This window comes from Aurantimonas marianensis (genome assembly GCF_024195285.1).
Taxonomy (GTDB): Bacteria; Pseudomonadota; Alphaproteobacteria; order Rhizobiales; family Rhizobiaceae; genus Aurantimonas; species Aurantimonas marianensis.
Genome location: NZ_JALHBS010000035.1, coordinates 43,842 through 62,416, shown reverse-complemented (window position 1 = coordinate 62,416; position 18,575 = coordinate 43,842). Strand labels below are relative to the sequence as shown.

Genomic DNA, 18,575 nt, shown 5'->3' with positions numbered 1-18,575 from the left:
TATATCAACTTGTCAGGAAAGGTGAGCGAGGATTTCTGGCCATGGCACATCCCAGCACTGAATTGCAGACGACGATCTTCCAGACGCTGACGTCGGACCCGGCGCTGACGACCTTGCTCGGGGGGCCGAAAGTGTTCGACCGACGCCCGGAGCAAGCGAGCTTTCCCTATCTGACGTTCGGACGGACAGCCGTCGTCGATTGGTCGACCGGGACGGAGGACGGGGCGGAGCATGTTCTGACCCTGCACGTTTGGGCGAAGGGCGGCGGCAAGCGCGAGACCTATGAAATCATGGACAAGGTCGCGAGCAAGCTGAACGATGCAACGCTGCCACTGGAGGGACATCATCTGGTCAACCTCCAGCTCCAGTTCGCCGAGGCCCGGCAGGAGCCGGACGCGCCGACCTATCACGGCATCCTGCGGTTCCGGGCGGTGACCGAACCGCTGGCCTGAGCCAGGCAAACCGAGCAACGGACGTCCGCGACAGCGGGGTCCGTGACGTTCGACTTGTGCGAAATGTGTTTTTGGGCGGTCCTCCGGGCCGCCCTTTTTGTTGGCCGGTGCGCCGGCCGCGCGGGAAAGGACAACGCGACATGGCCGCCCAGAAAGGCAAGGACCTGCTGCTCAAGGTCGACGACAATGGCGATGGCAGCTTCACGACGGTGGCGGGGCTCAGAACGCGGCGAATCGCGTTCAACGCCGAAAGCGTCGACATCACCGACACAGAAAGCGCCGGGCGCTGGCGCGAGTTGCTCGGCGGTGCCGGCGTGCAGCGCGCCGCGCTGTCGGGGGCGGGTATCTTCAAGGATGCCGCCTCGGACGCGGCGCTCAGGCAGATCTTCTTCGACGGCCGCGTCGCGCCGTTTCAGGCGGTGATTCCGGATTTCGGCTCCATAACCGGCCCGTTTCAGGTGACGGCACTAGAATATGCGGGCGAGCATAATGGCGAGGTCACCTTCGAGGCGACGCTGGAGTCCGCCGGCGCACTGACTTTCGCGGTGCTGTGAGGATGGCGGTCAACCGACGGCGGGGCGAGGTCTCCGCGATCATCGACGGGCGTGAGCACACGCTCTGCCTGACTCTCGGCGCGCTCGCCGAACTCGAAGACGCCTTTGCCTCCGACAATCTGGCGACGCTCGCCGAACGCTTTGGCGGCGGGCGGCTGTCGGCGCGCGACCTGATGCGCATTCTCGCCGCCGGATTGCGCGGGGCCGGGACCGATGCCAACGAAGCCGACGTCGCCGCCATGCAGATCGATGGCGGGGCGGCCGGTGCGGCGGCGGTCGCGGCGGCGCTGCTTTCGGCCGCCTTTGGCGAGCCGGAGGAGGCGAGCGAGGCACCCGCAAACCCTTGAGCGCCGTGCCGGAACCGCAAGGGGTCTCCGACACGGCTTTTCCCTGGCAGGAAGCGATGGGCGCGGGGCTCGGGCTGCTGCGACTTTCGCCCCCGGCGTTCTGGGCGATGACGCCGCGCGAGTTGGCCGCGGCGCTCGCGCCCTTGACCGCGGCCGGCGGCGCGATGCCGCCGCAACGGGCCGATCTGGCTGCGCTGATGCGGCGCTTCCCCGACCGGGGCACATCACAGGCACAGAGGTGAACGGATGGAACCGGACGAGACGTTGAACGTCGCGATCGTGGCCGACACAAGCGGTTTCGAGCGGGCGATGGGCGATCTGACGCAACGGGCGAACGCCTTCGGGTCGGCGATCTCCTCGGCGCTCAAGGCTGCCGCCACCGGCGGTCGATCCTTCGACAGCGTGCTGCGCCAGCTCGGGCAACGCATTTCCGCGATCGCGCTGGATGCGGCGCTGCGGCCGCTGACCAACATCGCGTCCAGCTTCATCGGCAAGGCGGTCGGCGGATTGACCGGTGCCCTGACTGCGCCAGTCCCGACGGGCGTTCTGCCCTTCGCCAAGGGCGGCGTCGTCGCGGCGCCAAGCTTTTTTCCGGCCGGCGGCAAGCTTGGCCTGATGGGCGAGGCCGGGGCAGAGGCGATCCTGCCGCTGAAGCGCGGCGCCGACGGAACCCTCGGCGTCGCGACACCGGCAGCGGGTGCCGGACCGTCGATCGTTTTCAATGTGACGACGCCGGACGCGGCCAGCTTCAAGCGCTCGGAGGCGCAGATCCAGGCGATGCTCGCGCGCGCCGCGAGCCGTGGCCGGCGGGGGGTGTAGGAAATGGCTATCGAAGCCTTCAGCGAAGAGCGGTTTCCGCTGCGCGTCTCGTTCGGCACCAGCGGCGGGCCGGAGCGCCGGACCGAGATCGTCCGCCTGTCGACCGGCTACGAGCACCGCAACCAGCGCCATCGCCATTCGGCGCGGCGCTACGATGCCGGCTCCGGCGTCAGGAGCCTTGCCGACCTTGCCGCCGTGCTCACCTTCTTCGAGGCGCGGCGCGGCAAGCTCACCGGGTTCCGGTTCCGCGACCCGCTCGACTGGCGCTCGTCGCAATACGGGCAGGCGGCGACCGCCTTCGATCAGATGATCGGAACCGGTGACGGTGTGACGACGGTCTTTCCGCTGCTGAAAGTCTACGGAACCGGAGACGCGGCCTACAGCCGGCCGATCGAAAAACCGGTGCCGGGGACCGTCCGGATCGCCGTCGACGGCACCGAACTCGCCGCCGGTGCGGACTTCAACGTCGATACGGTCAACGGCGCGGTGACCCTGGCCTTGGCGCCGGCCGCCGGCCTGTCGATCACCGCCGGCTTCGAATTCGACGTGCCGGTGCGCTTCGACATGGACCAGCTCGCCGTCAATGTCGCGGCCTTCGAGGCCGGCGACATCCCGTCCATACCGTTGATCGAGGTGCGGCCATGAGGCAGATCCCTTCAGGGCTGGCGAGCCGTCTGGAGAGCCCGGCGACGTCGCTGGCCCATTGCTGGCGCCTGACCCGGCGGGACGGCGTGGTTCTCGGCTTCACCGATCACGACGTGGCGCTGACCTTCGCCGGGACCCGTTTCGAGGCGGCGACAGGATTGACCGGCGGCGAGGCGCGAGGTCGAGGGCGCGCTGTCTTCGGCGGCGATCGGTGAGGCCGACATTCGCGCCGGCCGCTTCGACGCGGCGCGGGTCGAGACCTTCGTGGTCGACTGGCAGAATCCCGCCGACTTCGTGCTGATGGATGTCGCCGAACTCGGCGAGGGCAACCATGGCGAGACCGGATTCGCCGCCGAATTGCGCGGCGTCGTCGCCCAGCTCGACCGGGTGCGCGGACGCATCTATCGGCGCCGCTGCGATGCGGTCTTCGGCGATGCCCGCTGCCGGTTTCCGGCGTCCGATCCGCCTTTTTCCATCGAAGCCGTCGTTAATGGCGGTGAGGGCGGAGCCATCCTGATCGACGGCGATCTCGGCGGCTCGCCGGAGGGCTTCAATCACGGCCGCCTGGAGTTTCTCGACGGCGCCGCAGTAGGGCTCGCGGTCGATATCGTTGCGGCGAGCGATACCGGGCTCGGCACGGTTCGTCTTTCCCTCGCCGATTCGATCGACGCGGGCCTCGCGCCGGGCGACCGGTTGCGGCTGACCCAGGGCTGCGACAAGGGCTTTTCCACCTGCCGCGACCGTTTCGCCAATTCCCAGAACTTTCGCGGATTTCCGCATATGCCGGGCAGCGACGCGGCGCTTGCGGTGGCCAAGGCGGACGGCGTCCATGACGGCTCGCCGGTGGTGCCATGAGCGACCTTGCGCCGTCTCGCGCGCTCGCCGCAGCCCGCGCGTTTCTCGGCACTCCCTATCGTCATCAGGGCAGCCGGCAGGGCGTCGGCTGCGACTGCCTCGGCTTGTTGCGCGGCGTCTGGCGTGCGCTCCATGGGGCCGAACCGGAAGATCCCGGTCCTTACGGTGTCGACTGGTCGATCCGTGGCGGCCCGGACCGGCTGCTGGAGGCGGCGCGGCGGCATCTCATTGCGGTCGATATCGCCGATGCCCGGCCGGGCGACGTCGTGCTGTTTTGCTGGCGGGCTGGCGCGCCGGCGGCGCATTGCGGGATTCTCGACGAAAGCGGCCGGCTGATCCACGCCTATGAGGGCGCGGCGGTGGTTTCCTCCCCGATGCCGCGGGCGTGGTCGCGCCGGATCGCCGGCGTCTTTCGCTTTCCGGAGTAGCTCATGGCCACGATCCTTCTGCAGGCGGCCGGCGGTTTCGTCGGCGGCGTGCTCGGCGGTCCGTTCGGCGCCGTTCTCGGCCGCGCGGCCGGAGCTCTCGCAGGTGCGTCCCTCGACGCCTCGCTGTTCGGCGGGACGCGCCGCAGCGAAGGCCCGAGGCTCGGCAATGCCCGCATCATGGAAGCCGACGAGGGCGCCGGCATCGCGAAGGTCTACGGCACGGCGCGGGTCGCCGGTCAGGTGATCTGGACAACGCGCTTCGAGGAGGTCACGACCACCGAACGGCGGGGCGGTAAGGGCGGTGGCCCGCGCATCGAAACGACGACCTACAGCTATTACGGCAATGTCGCGGTCGGGCTTTGCGAAGGGCCGATCGCCGGCATCCGGCGGGTGTGGGCGGACGGCGAGGAACTCGATCTCACCGAGACCGTCCACCGCGTCTATCGCGGCGACGAAACGCAAGGGGCCGACCCGCTGATCGAGGCCCGGCAAGGAGCCGGTAACGCGCCCGCCTATCGCGGGCTTGCCTATATCGTGTTCGAGCGGCTGCCGCTGGAGCGCTGGGGCAACCGCCTGCCGCAGATCGCCTGCGAAATCCTGCGGCCGGTCGGGCACTTGGAAACCGAACTGCGGGCGATCACCATCATCCCCGGCGCCAGCGAACACGGCCTCGATCCGCTTGCCGTACGCGAACGGCTTGGCGCGGGCGAGGACCGGGTCGTCAACCGCAACCTCCTTTACGGTTCGAGCGACTGGACGGCTTCGCTGGACGAACTTGGCGCGCTGTGTCCGGCCCTGGAGCGCGCGGCACTCGTCGTCTCCTGGTTTGGCGACGATTTGCGGGCCGGCCGTTGCCGGCTCATGCCCGGCGTTGAAATCGGCCAGCGTGACGAAACCGAGCCCTGGCGGGCCGGCTCCGTCGACCGGTCAGGCGCGCATCTGGTCAGTTCCATCGACGGCGGGCCGGCCTTCGGCGGCACGCCCAGCGACCAGGGCGTGCTGCGGGCGATCGCTGACCTGAAGGCGCGCGGGCTGAAGGTGACCTATTATCCGTTCATCCTGATGGACGTGCCGCCCGGCAACGGACTGGCCGACCCCTATGGCGGCGCCGAGCAGGCGGCGTTTCCCTGGCGCGGGCGGATGACGCTCGACATCGCCACGGGGCGCGCCGGCTCGACCGACGGGACGGCGGCGGCGCGAGACGACATCACGGCATTCCTGGGAACCGCTACTCCAGGGGATTTCGCGCTGACGACCGCTGGCGTCGAATATACGGGGCCGGACGAATGGTCCTATCGGCGCATGATCCTGCATCAGGCGAAGCTCGCGACGGCGGCCGGGGTCGACGCGTTTGTCATCGGTTCGGAGATGCGCGGGTTGACGCGGATCCGCGATCAGGACGGCCGCTTTCTCTTCGTCGAAGGGCTGATCGCCATCGCCGGCGCGGTCAAGGCGATGATGCCGACGGCCGTCGTCACCTACGCGGCCGACTGGAGCGAATATTTCGGCTACCAGCCGACCGATGGCTCCGGCGACGTCTTCTACAATCTCGATCCGCTCTGGGCCTCGCCGTCGATCGACGTCGTCGGCATCGACAATTATCTACCGCTGGCCGATTGGCGGGATGGCGATATCGATGCGGACCCGGAGGGGCCTTCCTCGCAATATGACCGGGACGGGCTGCGGGCCGGGATCGGCGGCGGCGAATATTACGACTGGTACTATGCGAGCGACGCCGAACGGGCGGCGCGCATCCGCACGCCGATCACCGACGGCACGGCCGGCAAGCCGTGGGTCTACCGCGCCAAGGACGTGACGAGCTGGTGGTCGAACCCGCATGTCGAGCGCCGCGCCGGGGTCGAAATCGCCGGACCCTCCGCATGGGTGCCGATGTCGAAACCGGTGTGGTTCACCGAACTCGGCTGTCCAGCAATCGACAAGGGCGCGAACCAGCCGAATGTCTTCGTCGACCCGAAATCGTCGGAAAGCTTCGTGCCGCACTTTTCCGCCGGTGGCCGCGACGACCTCGCGCAGCGGCGCTTCCTCGAAGCGCAGCTCGAATATTGGGACCCGGCATCGCCGGACTTTTCGCCCGCCGCCAATCCGATTTCGCCGGTCTATGGTGGCCGGATGGTCGATCCCACCGCGATCCATGTGTGGACCTGGGACGCCCGACCCTATCCCGCCTTCCCGGCGCGCGGTGATCTGTGGAGCGATGGCAATAACTGGCGCCGGGGCCACTGGCTGAGCGGCCGTCTGGCCAACGCGCCGGCGGATGCCCTGATCGCCGCCATTTTGGAAGGCCACGGCATCGCGGATTACGACGTCTCGGCCGTCGATTCCTGTGTGACCGGTTACGTCGCCGCCGGTCCCGGCACGGCGCGCGAGACGCTCGAGGATTTGTTGCGGCTGACCGGCACCGTCGTGCATATCGCTGCCGGGCGACTGATTTGCCGTTCGCTCGCCTCGTTGCGGTCGAGCCGGGAGATCGGGGCTTTCGCCGACGAGGAGGGACCTTATGTCGAATTACGGCGCGGCGAGGCAAGCGAGCGGCCGGAAGAGATCGCGCTCGGGTTCCTCGATCCGGCGCGCGCCTACCAGCCGGGCTCTGCCGAGGCAGTGCGCGCCAGTGCGAGCCATCCCCGCAAGGACATCATCCAGCTTCCGGTGGTGATGGACGAGGCGCAAGCGAAGGAATTGGCCGCCGCGATGCTGCGCGAAGCGAGCGGCGCGGCCGAGACGGCTCGATTCGGCGTTGCGCCGTCGCTCCTGTCGCTGGAGTCCGGGGATATTGTCAGCCTCGCGGAGCGTCCCGGCGCCTGGCTGGTGAACCGTATCGAGACGGGCGTCTCACGAAGGATCGAGGCACGGAGGCTGCCCCAGCGCCGGGGCTCCTTCGCCGATCAGGGGGAGCCTCCGCCTTCGCCGCGGTCACCGGTTCCCGCGATCGCCTCGCGTCCACTGGTGCATCTCCTCGACCTGCCGTTGCCCGAGGGGGGGCAGGGCATCGCCGGTGCGCGGTTTGCGGTGCAGGCCAAGCCTTGGCCGGGCTACTTGATCGCGACATCGCGGAAGGGCGGCGCTTTCATCGAGCGAGCGACGGCGACGCGCCGGGCAACCGCGGGCCAGTTGCTCGAGGCACTCGGTGCGGGACCGGAAGGACGCCTGGATCGCGGGAACACGATCACGCTGCGGCTCGACAGGGGCGCTGTCTACGCGATTTCCCGCGAGGAACTTCTGGACGGCGGCAATCTTTGCGCGGTGCGGAGTGCGACGGGTGTCTGGGAGGTGCTGCAATTCGAGACGGCGGTCGAGATCGCGTCCGGCGTCTTCGAGCTGCGGAACCTGCTGCGCGCCCAAGGTGGCACCGAGGACGCGACGGTCGCAGGTGCGCCGGCGGGGTCGGCGTTCGTATTGCTCAACGCTGCCTGCGAGCCGCTAGGACTGACAACATCGGATGTCGGCCGCGAGATGGAAGTCCGCGTGGCGCCGCTCGGCCGGGCGCTCGACGATCCCGCAACGGTGACGATCACCGCCACGCTCGGCCAGCGCTCGGTCAGGCCGCTGTCGCCGGTCCACATGAAAGCGGGCTTCGACGCTGGGGGCGCGGTGGCCCTGTCCTGGATCCGGCGAACCCGCGTCGGTGGGGACAATTGGGACGGTCTCGACGTGCCGCTTGGCGAAGAGCGGGAACTGTACCGCGTCGTGGTCGGCGGCGGCTCGGGGGCGGTGCTGACGCGTGAGACCGAGACGCCGACGCTGCTGCTTGCTTCCGACGAGCAGATCGCGGCGTTCGGCGCGCTGCCTGCCGAGCTTGTCGTCTCAGTCGCGCAGGTGAGTCCCGTGTGGGGCGCCGGGACCGCCCGACAATCAGTATTTTCCCGGCCGGCATGAATGCCGGCGCAATCGTAAGGAAAGGGCGAGGTGATGAGTGAAGCAAAGCCATGGTATCAATCTCGAACCGTCTGGGGCGGGCTCGTCGCGTTCGGCGCGGCGATCGCCGGATTGTTCGGCCTTAAAATCGATCCCGCGACGCACGATGTGCTGGCCCTCTCGCTGACCAACGGTGCCGCGGCCGTCGGCGCGGTGGTCGCGATCCTGGGACGACTGGCCGCGCAGAAGACCCTACGCTAGTTGCGGGGTTGAAATCGGCGGGTGGCCCTGGTCGTCCGCCGTTCATTCGTCGTTCAGCGACAATGCACTAGGACTAAAGCGATCGTCATTCCGTCTTGGCGACGCCGCCATTCTCCATCTGGACCCGAAATGACAAGATTTCGCACCTTCCTCGCCTGCATTGTGACGGTTCTGATCGTCGGAACCGCTTCGATCGCGGCCGCGGCGCCGGCCGCCGCTCAACTCATGGACAGCTCTTTTTCCAGTCGCGGCATCGGGTCGGGATTTGGTCTGGACGTCGTCCCCGGGCCGGGGGTGCGCTTAGAGCGGGGGCCACGTCGAAATGGCGAGGGCGCGTTCGAAACCGCCGACGCCGGCTGCTCCGGCGCCGCGGCTCAGGCAGCCGCACAGACCGGCGGACAGGTCCTTTCGGTTTCCAGCCGTGAGCAGGGCGGCCAGACGGTTTGCGTGGTGACGCTCCTCGTCCCCGGAACGGAGGGTGGCCGGCCACGCAAGACGACGGTAACGATACGGCCCTGATCGCCGGTCGCCGGAGTGAGGGGAGGCGTTGACTTCGATCGCGGTCGCGGCGATTCGACAGGATGAGACGAGAGCGAGAAGACGAGGTCCGGCATGCGTATCCTGGTGGTCGAGGATGATCAGACCCTCAATCGGCAACTGACCGAGGCGCTGACCGGCGCCGAGTATGTCGTCGACCGCGCCTTCGACGGCGAGGAGGGGCATTTCCTCGGCGACACGGAACCCTATGACGCGGTCATTCTCGATGTCGGTCTGCCGGTCATGGACGGCATCAGCGTTCTGGAGCGCTGGCGCCGCGACGGCCGGACCATGCCGGTGCTGATCCTGACCGCCCGCGACCGCTGGAGCGACAAGGTCGCCGGCATCGACGCAGGGGCCGACGATTACGTCACCAAGCCGTTTCACGTCGAGGAAGTGCTGGCCCGCATGCGCGCGCTGATCCGCCGCGCCGCCGGCCATGCCTCGTCCGAAATCCACTGCGGACCGGTCCGCCTCGATACGCGGGCGTCGCGGGTGTCACTCGACGGAACGCCGCTGAAACTGACCTCCCACGAATACCGGCTGCTCGATTATCTGATGCATCATCAGGACCAGATCGTTTCCCGGACGGAGCTCATCGAGCATCTGTACGATCAGGATTTTGATCGCGATTCCAATACGATCGAGGTGTTCGTTGGACGATTGCGCAAGAAGCTCGGCGTTGATGTGATCGAGACCGTCCGGGGGCAGGGCTACAGGATGAGCGATGGCCATTCGGGCCGCTAACTCCCTCACTGTCCGGGTCATCGTTCTGTCGAGTCTGTGGGCCGTGCTGGCCCTGATCGTTGTCGGCGGCCTGATTTCCACGCTTTACGAGCGGACCGCCACCCGGGGTTTTGAAGACCTGCTTGCCGCGCAGCTCTACAATCTCGTCAACAGCGTCACTGTCAGCGACACAGGTTACCTGTCGGGCTCGCCCGATCTTGGTGATCTGCGCTATTCCCAGCCACTTTCCGGATGGTACTGGGAGGTGCTTCCCGCCAGTGACAACACCCGGGGACGACTGATCTCCAGTTCCCTCGGGATCCTGGATATTCCCGCCAGATCCACCTCGGATATTCCCTTCGATTCCGCCTACCGTCGAAGCTATGAGGCCAGCGGCCTCGATGGCGAGCGGTTGCAAGTCGTCGAGACGGAGGTCGTGCTCGACGCGCAGAACCACGCCGCGCGGTTTCGCGTGATGGGCAACGCCAGCATCGTTGCCGCCGACGTCGCCGATTTCGATCGCACGCTCGTCTACTATCTCGGCGCGGTCGGCCTTGGGACGGTCGTCGTGAACGTGTTGGCCATCCTCGCCGGTCTCAGTCCCCTGAGTGCCGTGCGTCGGTCGCTTGCCAATGTGCGCACGGGAAAGGCCGAAAGGCTGGAAGGGCAGTTTCCCGCCGAAATCGCGCCGTTGGCCGTCGAAATGAACGCGCTGATCGACAACAACCGGCGCATCGTCGAGCGTTCCAGAACGCAAGTCGGCAATCTGGCGCATTCGCTGAAGACGCCGATCGCTGTGCTCGTCAACGAAGCCGCTTCCCTTGGCGGACGGCAGGGACAGGTCGTCGCCGACCAGGCGGAGCGGATGCGTCAACAGGTACAGCACTATCTCGACCGCGCGCGAGTCGCCGCGCAGAGCGAGACCACCGTGTTCCGTACGTCGGTCGGGCCCGCTCTCCAGCGGCTGGTGAGGGTGATCGCCAAGCTCAATCCAGCGCTGGAAATCCAATACGATCCGACGTCGGCCGAGGGTCTGGTCTTTGCGGGGGAGCGTCAGGATTTCGAGGAGATCATCGGCAATCTGCTCGAAAACGCCGGAAAGTGGGCGAGGGGGCGGGTCATCGTGACCGGCATACCGGTCTCCGAAGACCGTTTCGCGACGATCATCGAAGATGATGGGCCGGGGCTGACGGAGGCGCAGATCAGCGAAGCGACAAAGCGTGGCCGCCGTCTCGACGAGGCGACGCCGGGCAGCGGCCTTGGCCTGTCGATCGTCTCAGACATGGTGGCCGAGTATCGCGGTTCGCTGGAATTCAGCCGGTCCGACCTTGGCGGCTTGCGGGTGACGATCGTGCTGCCACGCGCTTTGGGCGGCGGTGCGGCTTGACATCAACGGCCGAACCGACGAACTGCGGCACGCGGATTGCTCCGAACTCCGCACCCCGTCGTTTCAGTCCCATCGGGCTGCCGCACTCGGATGAAAACGTCATGCGCATCGTGTTGAAGCTCGTCTTTCCCTTCCTGGTCCTGCCTTTTGCGGGCTGTCTCAGCGCCGGGCTCGGTGGCGCATCGCTCGTTCCCGGTTCAGCCGGCGTCCAGGCGCTCGACGGCGGCTTGATCGGCCAGTATGAGGCGGCGACATCCTTGTCCGATTCTGCCCGTGGCAAGGCGTTGGAAGCCGAATTCCAGGCCTTGCAGTACGGGGCGGCAGGGCAGGCGGTGCAGTGGTCCGTCGACGGCTACAGCGGCGAGGTCGTGCCGACGCAGCTCTATCGCGTTGGATCGCAGGATTGTCGGGGCTACACCCACACATTCAAGGGCGACGCACAGCCGGTCAAGGCGGTTGGCACTGCCTGCAAGACCAGTAAGGGGTACTGGAAGCCCGTCGCCTGATCCGCTTGCCCCATTCTTGACGAAGTGAATGGGCAAATCGACCCATGTCTGCTAGAGGGCTCGTCGGACGGAATCTGGTTTTGAGACGGCCGGCCATTCGGGGCGATATGCTTCGATCCCCCGGCGTACGGTATAAGGGTGTCATGGCGTTCTGGATTATCGCAGCTGGCATGACCGTTGCCGCAACGTTGGTGGCTCTCTGGCCCTTGTTTCGTGCCTCCCCGGATGAGGCGGCCACGCGTGCCGCTCACGACGTCGAGGTCTATACGGCGCAGCTTCGCGAGCTGGACGCCGATGTCGAGCGGGGCGCGATCGCTGCCGGCGAGGCGGAAACCGCGCGGGCCGAGATCGGACGGCGATTGCTGAAGGCGGCCGGCCGCGCGAAGGGCGGCGGCGATGGCGGCGCCGCAGGCTGGCGGCGCCCAGGCGTCCTGGCCGCGATCGGCGTTGTCGCGATCGCTGTGCCGCTTGGCTCGGTGGCTGTTTATCTGACATTCGGAGCGCCCGGCCTGCGGGATATGCCGCTCGCCACGCGGCAAACGCCGGCACAACTGCCCGGCCAGGATGTCGAGAGTCTGGTTGCCACCGCCGAGGCGCAGCTTCGGTCCAATCCAAACGATGGCCGGGGCTGGGACGTGCTCGCGCCGATCTATCTGCGACTGGACCGCCCGGACGACGCTGCCATCGCGTTCCGGAACGCCATTCGTCTGGTCGAGCCAACGGCATCTCGCCTGAGCGGCCTCGGCGAGGCGTTGACGCGGGCCGCCGACGGTGAAGTGACGGACGAGGCGAAGGCGGCGTTCGAGCAGGCACTCGCGATTAATGGCGATTACCTGCCTGCGCATTTCTTCCTGGCGCTCGACCTGTCGCAGGAAGGTGATTACCCGCAGGCCGAAGCCGCCTGGGCGAAGCTCATCGATATCAGCCCCACCGACGCGCCCTGGATGCAGATCGCCGATGCGGCTCTCGCCGACGCGCGCCAGAAGACCGGCAACGCTGCGCCGTCCACCGCCCTCGCGCAGAACACCCGCCCCCAGGTGAAGGGCCCGAGCGACGCCGACATGGCCGCTGCCTCCGCGATGTCGGTCGACGACCGTCAGGCGATGATCGAGGGAATGGTCTCGCAACTGGCGAGCCGGCTGGAGGCAAACCCGGACGATCCCGCCGGATGGAAACGCCTGATTCGGTCCTACACGGTTCTGGGAGACAGGGAGAAGGCGGGCCAGGCTTTGGCGGCCGCCTCAGGTACATTCACGCCCGGTTCCGCCGCGGGCCAGGACATCGCCGTGCTCGGCGAGGAATTGGGGCTGACACAGGCGGGAACGACGCGATCCGCGCCGCCCCGGCCGAGCGAGGCCGACGTGGCAGCCGCGTCCGAAATGTCCTCCGGCGACCGTCAGGCGATGATTCAGGGAATGGTCTCGCAACTGGCGAGCCGGCTGGAATCCAACCCGCGCGACGTGGAAGGGTGGAAGCGGTTGATTCAGTCCTATAAGGTCCTGGGCGAGACGGACAAGGCGAGCGATGCGCTGCGCACGGCGTTTCAGCATTTCGGGACGGACACCGCCGCGGGTCGGGAGATCGCGGCTCTCGGACAGGAACTCGGCCTGACGGACGCGGAGGCGACACAGACGCAATGACACGGAAAGCGAAACGGCTCACTTCGATCGGGGTCATCCTCCTCGTTATTGGCGCCGCGGCCGGCCTCGTCCTGACCGCGCTGTCGGATTCTGTGGCGTTCTTCAATTCACCCAGCGACATTGTCGCCAAGGCACCGGCGTCCTCCCAGCGCATCCGGCTCGGCGGCCTCGTCGAAGAGGGTTCGGTCGTGCGCGGCGGATCGCAGAAGGTCTCGTTCCGGGTTACGGACACGATCGAGAGCGTGCCGGTGACCTATACCGGGCTTCTGCCGGACCTTTTCCGCGAAGGGCAGGGCGTCGTCACCGAAGGCACGCTCGGACCAGACAACGTCTTCGTCGCCGACACCGTGCTCGCCAAGCACGACGAGAACTACATGCCGAAGGAAGTCGTCGACGACCTGAAGGCGCGCGGCTTGTGGGAAGAAGGCAAGGGCATGGTCAAGTCCGACCCGCAGCCCGCGCCGGTGCAGACGGAAAGCGGAGCGAGTTCATGATCGTCGAGATTGGCCTGTATGCGTTGATTCTGGCTCTGTCTCTCTCTCTGGTCCAGTCGCTGCTGCCGGTCATCGGCGCGCGGACGGGAGACGCGCGGCTGATGGAGACGGGGACCGTCACCGCGACCGGCGGTTTCGTGCTCCTCGCCCTGTCGTTTTCGGCCCTGACGACCGCCTATGTGACCTCGGACTTCTCGGTCGCCAACGTCTTCGAGAATTCCCATTCGCTGAAGCCGATGCTCTACAAGGTTACCGGCGTGTGGGGCAATCACGAGGGCTCGATGCTGCTCTGGGTGATGATCCTGGCGTTCTTTGGAGCGCTCGTCGCGCTGTTCGGACGCGACCTGCCGGCTACCCTCAAGGCGAACGTCCTCTCCGTGCAGGCGTGGATCACCAGCGCCTTTCTCCTGTTCATCCTGTTCACCTCGAATCCGTTCGCGCGCCTCGCGCCGGCGCCGATGGAGGGACGCGACCTCAATCCGATCCTGCAGGACATCGGTCTCGCGATCCACCCGCCGCTTTTGTATCTCGGCTATGTCGGTTTCTCGATCGCCTTCTCCTTCGCCGTCGCGGCGCTGATCGACGGGCGGATCGACGCGGCCTGGGCGCGCTGGGTGCGGCCGTGGACGCTGGTCGCCTGGATCTTTCTGACCGCCGGCATCGCGATGGGCTCCTACTGGGCCTATTACGAACTCGGCTGGGGCGGCTGGTGGTTCTGGGATCCGGTCGAGAACGCGTCCTTCATGCCTTGGCTGTCGGGGACGGCGCTGCTGCACTCGGCGGTGGTGATGGAGAAGCGCTCGGCGCTGAAGATCTGGACCATCCTCCTGGCGATCCTGACCTTCTCGCTGTCGCTGCTGGGGACGTTCCTGGTGCGCTCGGGTGTGCTGACATCGGTGCATGCCTTTGCCACGGATCCGGAGCGCGGCATCTTCATCCTGATGATCCTTTGCCTGTTCATCGGCGGCTCGCTGGCGTTGTTCGCGATGCGGGCCTCGACGCTGGAAGCGGGCGGCCTGTTCGCGCCGATCAGCCGCGAGGGCGCTCTGGTCTTCAACAATCTGTTTCTCACCACAGCGGCGGCGACCGTTTTGATCGGCACGCTCTATCCGCTGGTGCTCGAGGTCATCACCGGCGAGAAGATTTCGGTCGGGGCGCCGTTCTTCGATCTGACCTTCGGCCCGCTGATGGTCCCGCTCCTGTTCGCGCTTCCGTTCGGGCCGTTGCTGGCGTGGAAGCGGGGCGACCTTCTCGCCGCCGCGCAGCGGCTCTATTTCGCCATCGGCGCGGTCATGTTGACGGTGATCGTGGCTGTCGCGGTCACTTCCGGCACGAAGATTCTGGCGTCACTCGGTTTCGGCCTCGCGGTCTGGCTCCTGATCGGCAGCCTGACGGATCTCTACGGTCGGGCCAACTTCGCCAAGGTGGGCTGGCGCAAGGGGCTGTCACGCCTGAAAGGTTTGCCTCGGTCGGCCTACGGGACGGTGCTTGCGCATTTCGGCGTCGGCGTTCTGGTGCTCGGTGTCGTCACGGTCTCGTCCTTCGAGACCGAGGATGTGCTTTCGATGGCGCCCGGCGACAGCGTCGATGTCGGTGGCTATACGGTGCGATACGAGGGCATCGCGCCACGGCGGGGGCCAAACTATGAAGAACAGGTTGGCACGTTCGCGCTGAGCCGCGATGGTCGCGACGCCGGGACGATGGAGAGCGCCAAGCGCTTCTATCCGGCACGGCAGGCGCCGACGACCGAAGCCGGTATCCGCACCCGGTGGTTTTCGCAATTGTACATTTCGCTGGGCGATCCCGCCGATGATGGCAGTTCGACCGTCGTGCGCATCTGGTACAAGCCGTTCATCACGCTGATCTGGATCGGTTCGATCCTGATGGCTCTGGGCGGCGTGATTTCGCTGGCTGACCGGCGGCTCAGGGTCGGCGCGCCGGAGCGCAGCCGGCAGCGGACCGCCGCGATGGCGAAGGTCTGAGCCATGGTTCGGCGCGTTCGGCACCTGTTTTCGGTCTTCGCCCTGCTCGCCATGCTGTTGCCGGGCGGGCTTACTGTCGGGCCGGCCTTCGCGGTCAATCCCGACGAGGTGTTGAGCGATCCAGTGCTCGAAGCCCGGGCGCGGGAGCTTTCGGCCGGTCTGCGCTGCCTTGTCTGCCAGAACCAGTCGATCGACGATTCCGACGCCGATCTGGCCAAGGATCTGCGCGTTCTCGTCCGCGAGCGCCTCGTCGCCGGCGACACCAACGAGGAGGTCCTCGATTACCTGGTGTCGCGTTACGGTGCGTTCGTGTTGCTCAAGCCGCGTTTCGACTGGGCGACGCTGGCGCTCTGGGGCGCGCCGATCATCCTGCTTCTCGGCGGCATCGGGTTTGCTCTGAGGGCCCTACGCAACCGTCGGAGTGAAAGCGGCACGCCGCCGAAGCTTTCGGCCGAAGAGGAAGCGGCCATCGCCGATGTGGTCGAAGCAAGGCGGTAGGTAAAAATCAGCGGAGCGGAGGCGACCGTGCCGACCTGCGTTCGTGGTCGCGTCACAACCTTACGAAGATTTCACGCAGCCGAAAAGCTCCTGTAACCTCGGGAACCCTATCTCTGGTCGCATCGATGGCGGGTGCGGTGTTAACGCCGGTCCGCCTGGGATTTGGACTACCAGACGAAAGGGTTTCCGATGCGGAACGAGACGAAGAGCAAGACCAAGCGCGGCGGTCTGATCGCCGGTGCGCTGGCCGCCGGCGTGGCCGGACTGGCCTTTTCCGGAGGCGTTGTAACCAACACCGTGCCGGTATTCGCCCAGCCGGTCCAGATCGAGGCACCGGCCCAGAACTTCGGTTTCGCCGATGTGGTCGAGAAGGTCTCCCCGGCGGTGGTATCTGTGCGGGTGACGCAGGACATCTCGCCGACGGTTTCCAGCGGTCGGGATATGGCGAGCCCCTTCGACAATCTGCCCGAGGACCATCCTCTCCGCCGCTTCTTCGACATGCCCGGCCAGAACGGCATGCCCGACGGCATGCGACCGCGCCGCCAGCCGCGCCAGGCGATGGGCCAGGGGTCCGGCTTCTTCATCTCCGACGATGGCTATCTGGTCACGAACAATCACGTGGTCGGTGACGGCAGCAAATACACCGTCGTCATGGATGACGGTACGGAATACGACGCCCGGCTGATTGGCACGGACAAGCGAACCGATCTCGCGCTGCTCAAGGTCGACAGCGACGACAGCAAGTTCACCTATGTCGAGTTCGGCGATGACGACGCGGTTCGCATCGGCGACTGGGTCGTTGCCGTCGGCAATCCGTTCGGCCTCGGCGGCTCGGTCACGGCGGGTATCGTTTCGGCGCGCGGCCGCGACATCGGCGCCGGTCCCTATGACGACTTCCTGCAGATCGACGCGGCCGTGAACCGCGGCAATTCCGGCGGCCCGGCCTTCGGCCTCGACGGCAAGGTCATCGGCGTCAACACGGCGATCTTCTCGCCCTCGGGCGGCAATGTCGGCATCGCCTTCGCCATCCCCGCTTCGGTCGCGAAGGACGTCATCGCCTCGCTGCGCGAGGACGGCAATGTCGAGCGCGGCTGGCTGGGTGTTCAGATCGCCGCCGTCACTGAGGACATCGCCGAGGCGGTCGGGCTTTCCGACGACAAGGGCGCGATCGTCACGCTGCCGGACAACGAGACGCCGGCGTCGAAGGCCGGAATCGCGACCGGCGACGTCATCACGGCGGTTGACGGGCAGACGGTGGACGGCCCGCGCGAACTGGCGCGCAAGATCGGCAACTACAAGCCGAACACCGAGGTGGACATCACAGTCTGGCGCGACGGTGAGGCGGAAGATATTTCCGTCCAGCTCGGCAATCTCGCCAGCCTCGACGAGGCGTCATCGGCTGAAGAATCCAGCAATCGCAAGGTGCCGGTCAACCCGTCCTCGCTGTCCGGCTATGGTCTGACCTTGGTGCCGTCCGAGGACGGCAAGGGCGTCGTCGTCACCGACGTCGAGCCGGATTCCTCGGCTGCCGACAAGGGCGTCGAAGCCGGTGACGTCATCGTCACCGTCAACGGCAAGGACGTCTCGGACCAGAAGGACGTGGAGGCGGCGATCAAGGATGCCTCGAAAAACGGACGCAAGGCCGCGCTCTTCCAGCTGAAGAACGGCGACCAGAACCGCTTCGTGGCCTTGCCCATCGACAAGGGCTGATGTTTGCCGCGGGTCGGGGACCTTTACCGGTTTCCGGCCCGTTCCAGATGCGCGGCGAAGGGGCGGACAGCTCGCATTGAGCTGCCTTCGCACCTTCGCCGCTTTTCTTTTGCCCATAAGGGATCAGATAAGGGAGCTGACCATGTCCTCTTCCACGGCCCTTGAAGCATCGACCGAATCCATGCGCATCCTGATCATCGAAGACGACCGCGAGGCGGCGGCGTATCTGGTCAAGGCGCTGCGCGAGGCCGGACATGTGGCCGACCACGCCGCCGATGGCGAGACCGGCTTCCACATGGCCGACAGCCGCTCCTACGACGTGTTGATCGTCGATCGCATGTTGCCGGAGCGTGATGGCCTCTCGGTGATATCGGGGCTGCGCGAGAAGGGCGACGGAACGCCGGCGCTGATCCTCTCGGCCCTGGGTCAGGTGGACGACCGTGTCACGGGCTTGAGGGCCGGGGGCGACGACTATCTGGCCAAGCCCTTCGCCTTTTCAGAATTGCTGGCCCGGGTCGAAGTGCTCGGTCGACGCCGCGGCGGCAAGGATGTCGAGACCAGCTACCGCGTCGGAGATCTCGAACTCGACCGCCTGTCCCATGAGGTGCGACGGTCCGGCAAGACGATCATACTGCAGCCGCGCGAGTTTCGTCTGCTCGAATATCTGATGAAGCACGCCAACCAGGTCGTGACCCGGACCATGCTTCTGGAAAACGTCTGGGACTATCATTTCGATCCGCAGACCAACGTCATCGACGTTCATATCTCGCGACTGCGCTCGAAGATCGAGCGGGATTTCGGTTCGTCGCTGCTGCATACCGTTCGCGGCTCCGGCTACATCATGCGGTCCGTCGAATAGGC

Annotated in this window: 19 protein-coding genes and 1 pseudogene; all 20 read left to right on the top strand. The window is 66.6% G+C overall.

What is annotated here, in order from left to right:
* The first annotated feature begins 41 nt into the window (after positions 1 to 41).
* The 20 genes and pseudogenes from MJ956_RS06740 (at position 42) to MJ956_RS06645 (ending at position 18,573) form a co-directional block, all read left to right on the top strand.
* Positions 42 to 452 carry a DUF3168 domain-containing protein gene (locus MJ956_RS06740; protein ID WP_253963712.1) on the top strand — a complete coding sequence of 137 codons (411 nt, stop codon included), beginning with the start codon at positions 42 to 44 and terminating at the stop codon, positions 450 to 452.
* Between the two features lie 140 nt (positions 453 to 592).
* A complete protein-coding gene (locus MJ956_RS06735; RefSeq protein ID WP_253963711.1) occupies positions 593 to 1,006 on the top strand; it encodes a phage major tail protein, TP901-1 family in 414 nt (137 codons plus the stop codon).
* A 2-nt stretch (positions 1,007 to 1,008) separates the two neighbouring features.
* Positions 1,009 to 1,353, top strand: coding sequence for a gene transfer agent family protein (locus MJ956_RS06730; protein ID WP_253963710.1), 345 nt, complete (start codon positions 1,009 to 1,011; stop codon positions 1,351 to 1,353).
* 5 nt (positions 1,354 to 1,358) lie between these two features.
* Positions 1,359 to 1,595, top strand: a complete 237-nt coding sequence (locus MJ956_RS06725; protein WP_341482701.1) for a rcc01693 family protein — start codon at positions 1,359 to 1,361, stop codon at positions 1,593 to 1,595.
* A 4-nt stretch (positions 1,596 to 1,599) separates the two neighbouring features.
* Positions 1,600 to 2,172, top strand: coding sequence for a phage tail tape measure protein (locus MJ956_RS06720; protein WP_423724809.1), 573 nt, complete (start codon positions 1,600 to 1,602; stop codon positions 2,170 to 2,172).
* A gap of 3 nt (positions 2,173 to 2,175) precedes the next feature.
* Positions 2,176 to 2,817: a DUF2460 domain-containing protein gene (locus MJ956_RS06715; RefSeq protein ID WP_253963709.1), complete on the top strand. Its 642-nt coding sequence runs from the start codon at positions 2,176 to 2,178 to the stop codon at positions 2,815 to 2,817.
* A pseudogene (locus MJ956_RS06710) lies at positions 2,814 to 3,672 on the top strand (DUF2163 domain-containing protein). The gene MJ956_RS06715 and the pseudogene MJ956_RS06710 overlap by 4 nt, the downstream one beginning before the upstream one ends.
* Positions 3,669 to 4,100: an NlpC/P60 family protein gene (locus tag MJ956_RS06705; protein ID WP_253963708.1), complete on the top strand. Its 432-nt coding sequence runs from the start codon at positions 3,669 to 3,671 to the stop codon at positions 4,098 to 4,100. Before MJ956_RS06710 ends, MJ956_RS06705 begins: the two are co-directional and overlap by 4 nt.
* Positions 4,101 to 4,103: 3 nt before the next feature.
* On the top strand, positions 4,104 to 7,994 hold the full coding sequence (locus MJ956_RS06700) for a baseplate multidomain protein megatron (protein WP_253963707.1): 3,891 nt from the start codon (positions 4,104 to 4,106) through the stop codon (positions 7,992 to 7,994).
* A 33-nt stretch (positions 7,995 to 8,027) separates the two neighbouring features.
* Positions 8,028 to 8,234, top strand: coding sequence for a hypothetical protein (locus MJ956_RS06695; protein ID WP_253963706.1), 207 nt, complete (start codon positions 8,028 to 8,030; stop codon positions 8,232 to 8,234).
* A gap of 129 nt (positions 8,235 to 8,363) precedes the next feature.
* On the top strand, positions 8,364 to 8,753 hold the full coding sequence (locus tag MJ956_RS06690) for a hypothetical protein (RefSeq protein ID WP_253963705.1): 390 nt from the start codon (positions 8,364 to 8,366) through the stop codon (positions 8,751 to 8,753).
* A 93-nt stretch (positions 8,754 to 8,846) separates the two neighbouring features.
* On the top strand, positions 8,847 to 9,518 hold the full coding sequence (locus tag MJ956_RS06685; protein WP_253963704.1) for a response regulator transcription factor: 672 nt from the start codon (positions 8,847 to 8,849) through the stop codon (positions 9,516 to 9,518).
* Positions 9,499 to 10,884 (top strand): ATP-binding protein, encoded by a 1,386-nt coding sequence (locus MJ956_RS06680; RefSeq protein WP_253963703.1) that lies wholly within the window; start codon positions 9,499 to 9,501, stop codon positions 10,882 to 10,884. Before MJ956_RS06685 ends, MJ956_RS06680 begins: the two co-directional genes overlap by 20 nt.
* 101 nt (positions 10,885 to 10,985) lie before the next feature.
* Complete coding sequence (locus tag MJ956_RS06675; RefSeq protein ID WP_253963702.1) at positions 10,986 to 11,390, top strand: hypothetical protein; 405 nt, start codon at positions 10,986 to 10,988, stop codon at positions 11,388 to 11,390.
* A gap of 143 nt (positions 11,391 to 11,533) precedes the next feature.
* Positions 11,534 to 13,030, top strand: a complete 1,497-nt coding sequence (gene ccmI, locus MJ956_RS06670) for a c-type cytochrome biogenesis protein CcmI (RefSeq protein WP_253963701.1) — start codon at positions 11,534 to 11,536, stop codon at positions 13,028 to 13,030.
* A complete protein-coding gene (gene ccmE, locus MJ956_RS06665) occupies positions 13,027 to 13,524 on the top strand; it encodes a cytochrome c maturation protein CcmE (protein WP_253963700.1) in 498 nt (165 codons plus the stop codon). Before ccmI ends, ccmE begins: the two co-directional genes overlap by 4 nt.
* Entirely contained in the window at positions 13,521 to 15,506 is a 1,986-nt protein-coding gene (locus MJ956_RS06660) for a heme lyase CcmF/NrfE family subunit (protein ID WP_253963699.1), read from the top strand. Before ccmE ends, MJ956_RS06660 begins: the two co-directional genes overlap by 4 nt.
* Before the next feature lie 3 nt (positions 15,507 to 15,509).
* On the top strand, positions 15,510 to 16,004 hold the full coding sequence (locus tag MJ956_RS06655; protein WP_423724808.1) for a cytochrome c-type biogenesis protein: 495 nt from the start codon (positions 15,510 to 15,512) through the stop codon (positions 16,002 to 16,004).
* A gap of 189 nt (positions 16,005 to 16,193) precedes the next feature.
* On the top strand, positions 16,194 to 17,714 hold the full coding sequence (locus MJ956_RS06650) for a Do family serine endopeptidase (protein ID WP_253963698.1): 1,521 nt from the start codon (positions 16,194 to 16,196) through the stop codon (positions 17,712 to 17,714).
* A gap of 142 nt (positions 17,715 to 17,856) precedes the next feature.
* On the top strand, positions 17,857 to 18,573 hold the full coding sequence (locus tag MJ956_RS06645; protein ID WP_279327037.1) for a winged helix-turn-helix domain-containing protein: 717 nt from the start codon (positions 17,857 to 17,859) through the stop codon (positions 18,571 to 18,573).
* Positions 18,574 to 18,575 lie beyond the last annotated feature (2 nt).

Excerpts from the sequence above, each read along its gene's own strand:
- MJ956_RS06740 (WP_253963712.1), top strand. The coding sequence starts at position 42 with ATGGCACATCCCAGCACTGAATTGCAGACGACGATCTTCCAGACGCTG.
- MJ956_RS06735 (WP_253963711.1), top strand. The coding sequence starts at position 593 with ATGGCCGCCCAGAAAGGCAAGGACCTGCTGCTCAAGGTCGACGACAAT.
- MJ956_RS06730 (WP_253963710.1), top strand. The coding sequence starts at position 1,009 with ATGGCGGTCAACCGACGGCGGGGCGAGGTCTCCGCGATCATCGACGGG.
- MJ956_RS06720 (WP_423724809.1), top strand. The coding sequence starts at position 1,600 with ATGGAACCGGACGAGACGTTGAACGTCGCGATCGTGGCCGACACAAGC.
- MJ956_RS06715 (WP_253963709.1), top strand. The coding sequence starts at position 2,176 with ATGGCTATCGAAGCCTTCAGCGAAGAGCGGTTTCCGCTGCGCGTCTCG.
- MJ956_RS06705 (WP_253963708.1), top strand. The coding sequence starts at position 3,669 with ATGAGCGACCTTGCGCCGTCTCGCGCGCTCGCCGCAGCCCGCGCGTTT.
- MJ956_RS06700 (WP_253963707.1), top strand. The coding sequence starts at position 4,104 with ATGGCCACGATCCTTCTGCAGGCGGCCGGCGGTTTCGTCGGCGGCGTG.
- MJ956_RS06695 (WP_253963706.1), top strand. The coding sequence starts at position 8,028 with ATGAGTGAAGCAAAGCCATGGTATCAATCTCGAACCGTCTGGGGCGGG.
- MJ956_RS06690 (WP_253963705.1), top strand. The coding sequence starts at position 8,364 with ATGACAAGATTTCGCACCTTCCTCGCCTGCATTGTGACGGTTCTGATC.
- MJ956_RS06685 (WP_253963704.1), top strand. The coding sequence starts at position 8,847 with ATGCGTATCCTGGTGGTCGAGGATGATCAGACCCTCAATCGGCAACTG.
- MJ956_RS06680 (WP_253963703.1), top strand. The coding sequence starts at position 9,499 with ATGGCCATTCGGGCCGCTAACTCCCTCACTGTCCGGGTCATCGTTCTG.
- MJ956_RS06675 (WP_253963702.1), top strand. The coding sequence starts at position 10,986 with ATGCGCATCGTGTTGAAGCTCGTCTTTCCCTTCCTGGTCCTGCCTTTT.
- ccmI (WP_253963701.1), top strand. The coding sequence starts at position 11,534 with ATGGCGTTCTGGATTATCGCAGCTGGCATGACCGTTGCCGCAACGTTG.
- ccmE (WP_253963700.1), top strand. The coding sequence starts at position 13,027 with ATGACACGGAAAGCGAAACGGCTCACTTCGATCGGGGTCATCCTCCTC.
- MJ956_RS06660 (WP_253963699.1), top strand. The coding sequence starts at position 13,521 with ATGATCGTCGAGATTGGCCTGTATGCGTTGATTCTGGCTCTGTCTCTC.
- MJ956_RS06655 (WP_423724808.1), top strand. The coding sequence starts at position 15,510 with ATGGTTCGGCGCGTTCGGCACCTGTTTTCGGTCTTCGCCCTGCTCGCC.
- MJ956_RS06650 (WP_253963698.1), top strand. The coding sequence starts at position 16,194 with ATGCGGAACGAGACGAAGAGCAAGACCAAGCGCGGCGGTCTGATCGCC.
- MJ956_RS06645 (WP_279327037.1), top strand. The coding sequence starts at position 17,857 with ATGTCCTCTTCCACGGCCCTTGAAGCATCGACCGAATCCATGCGCATC.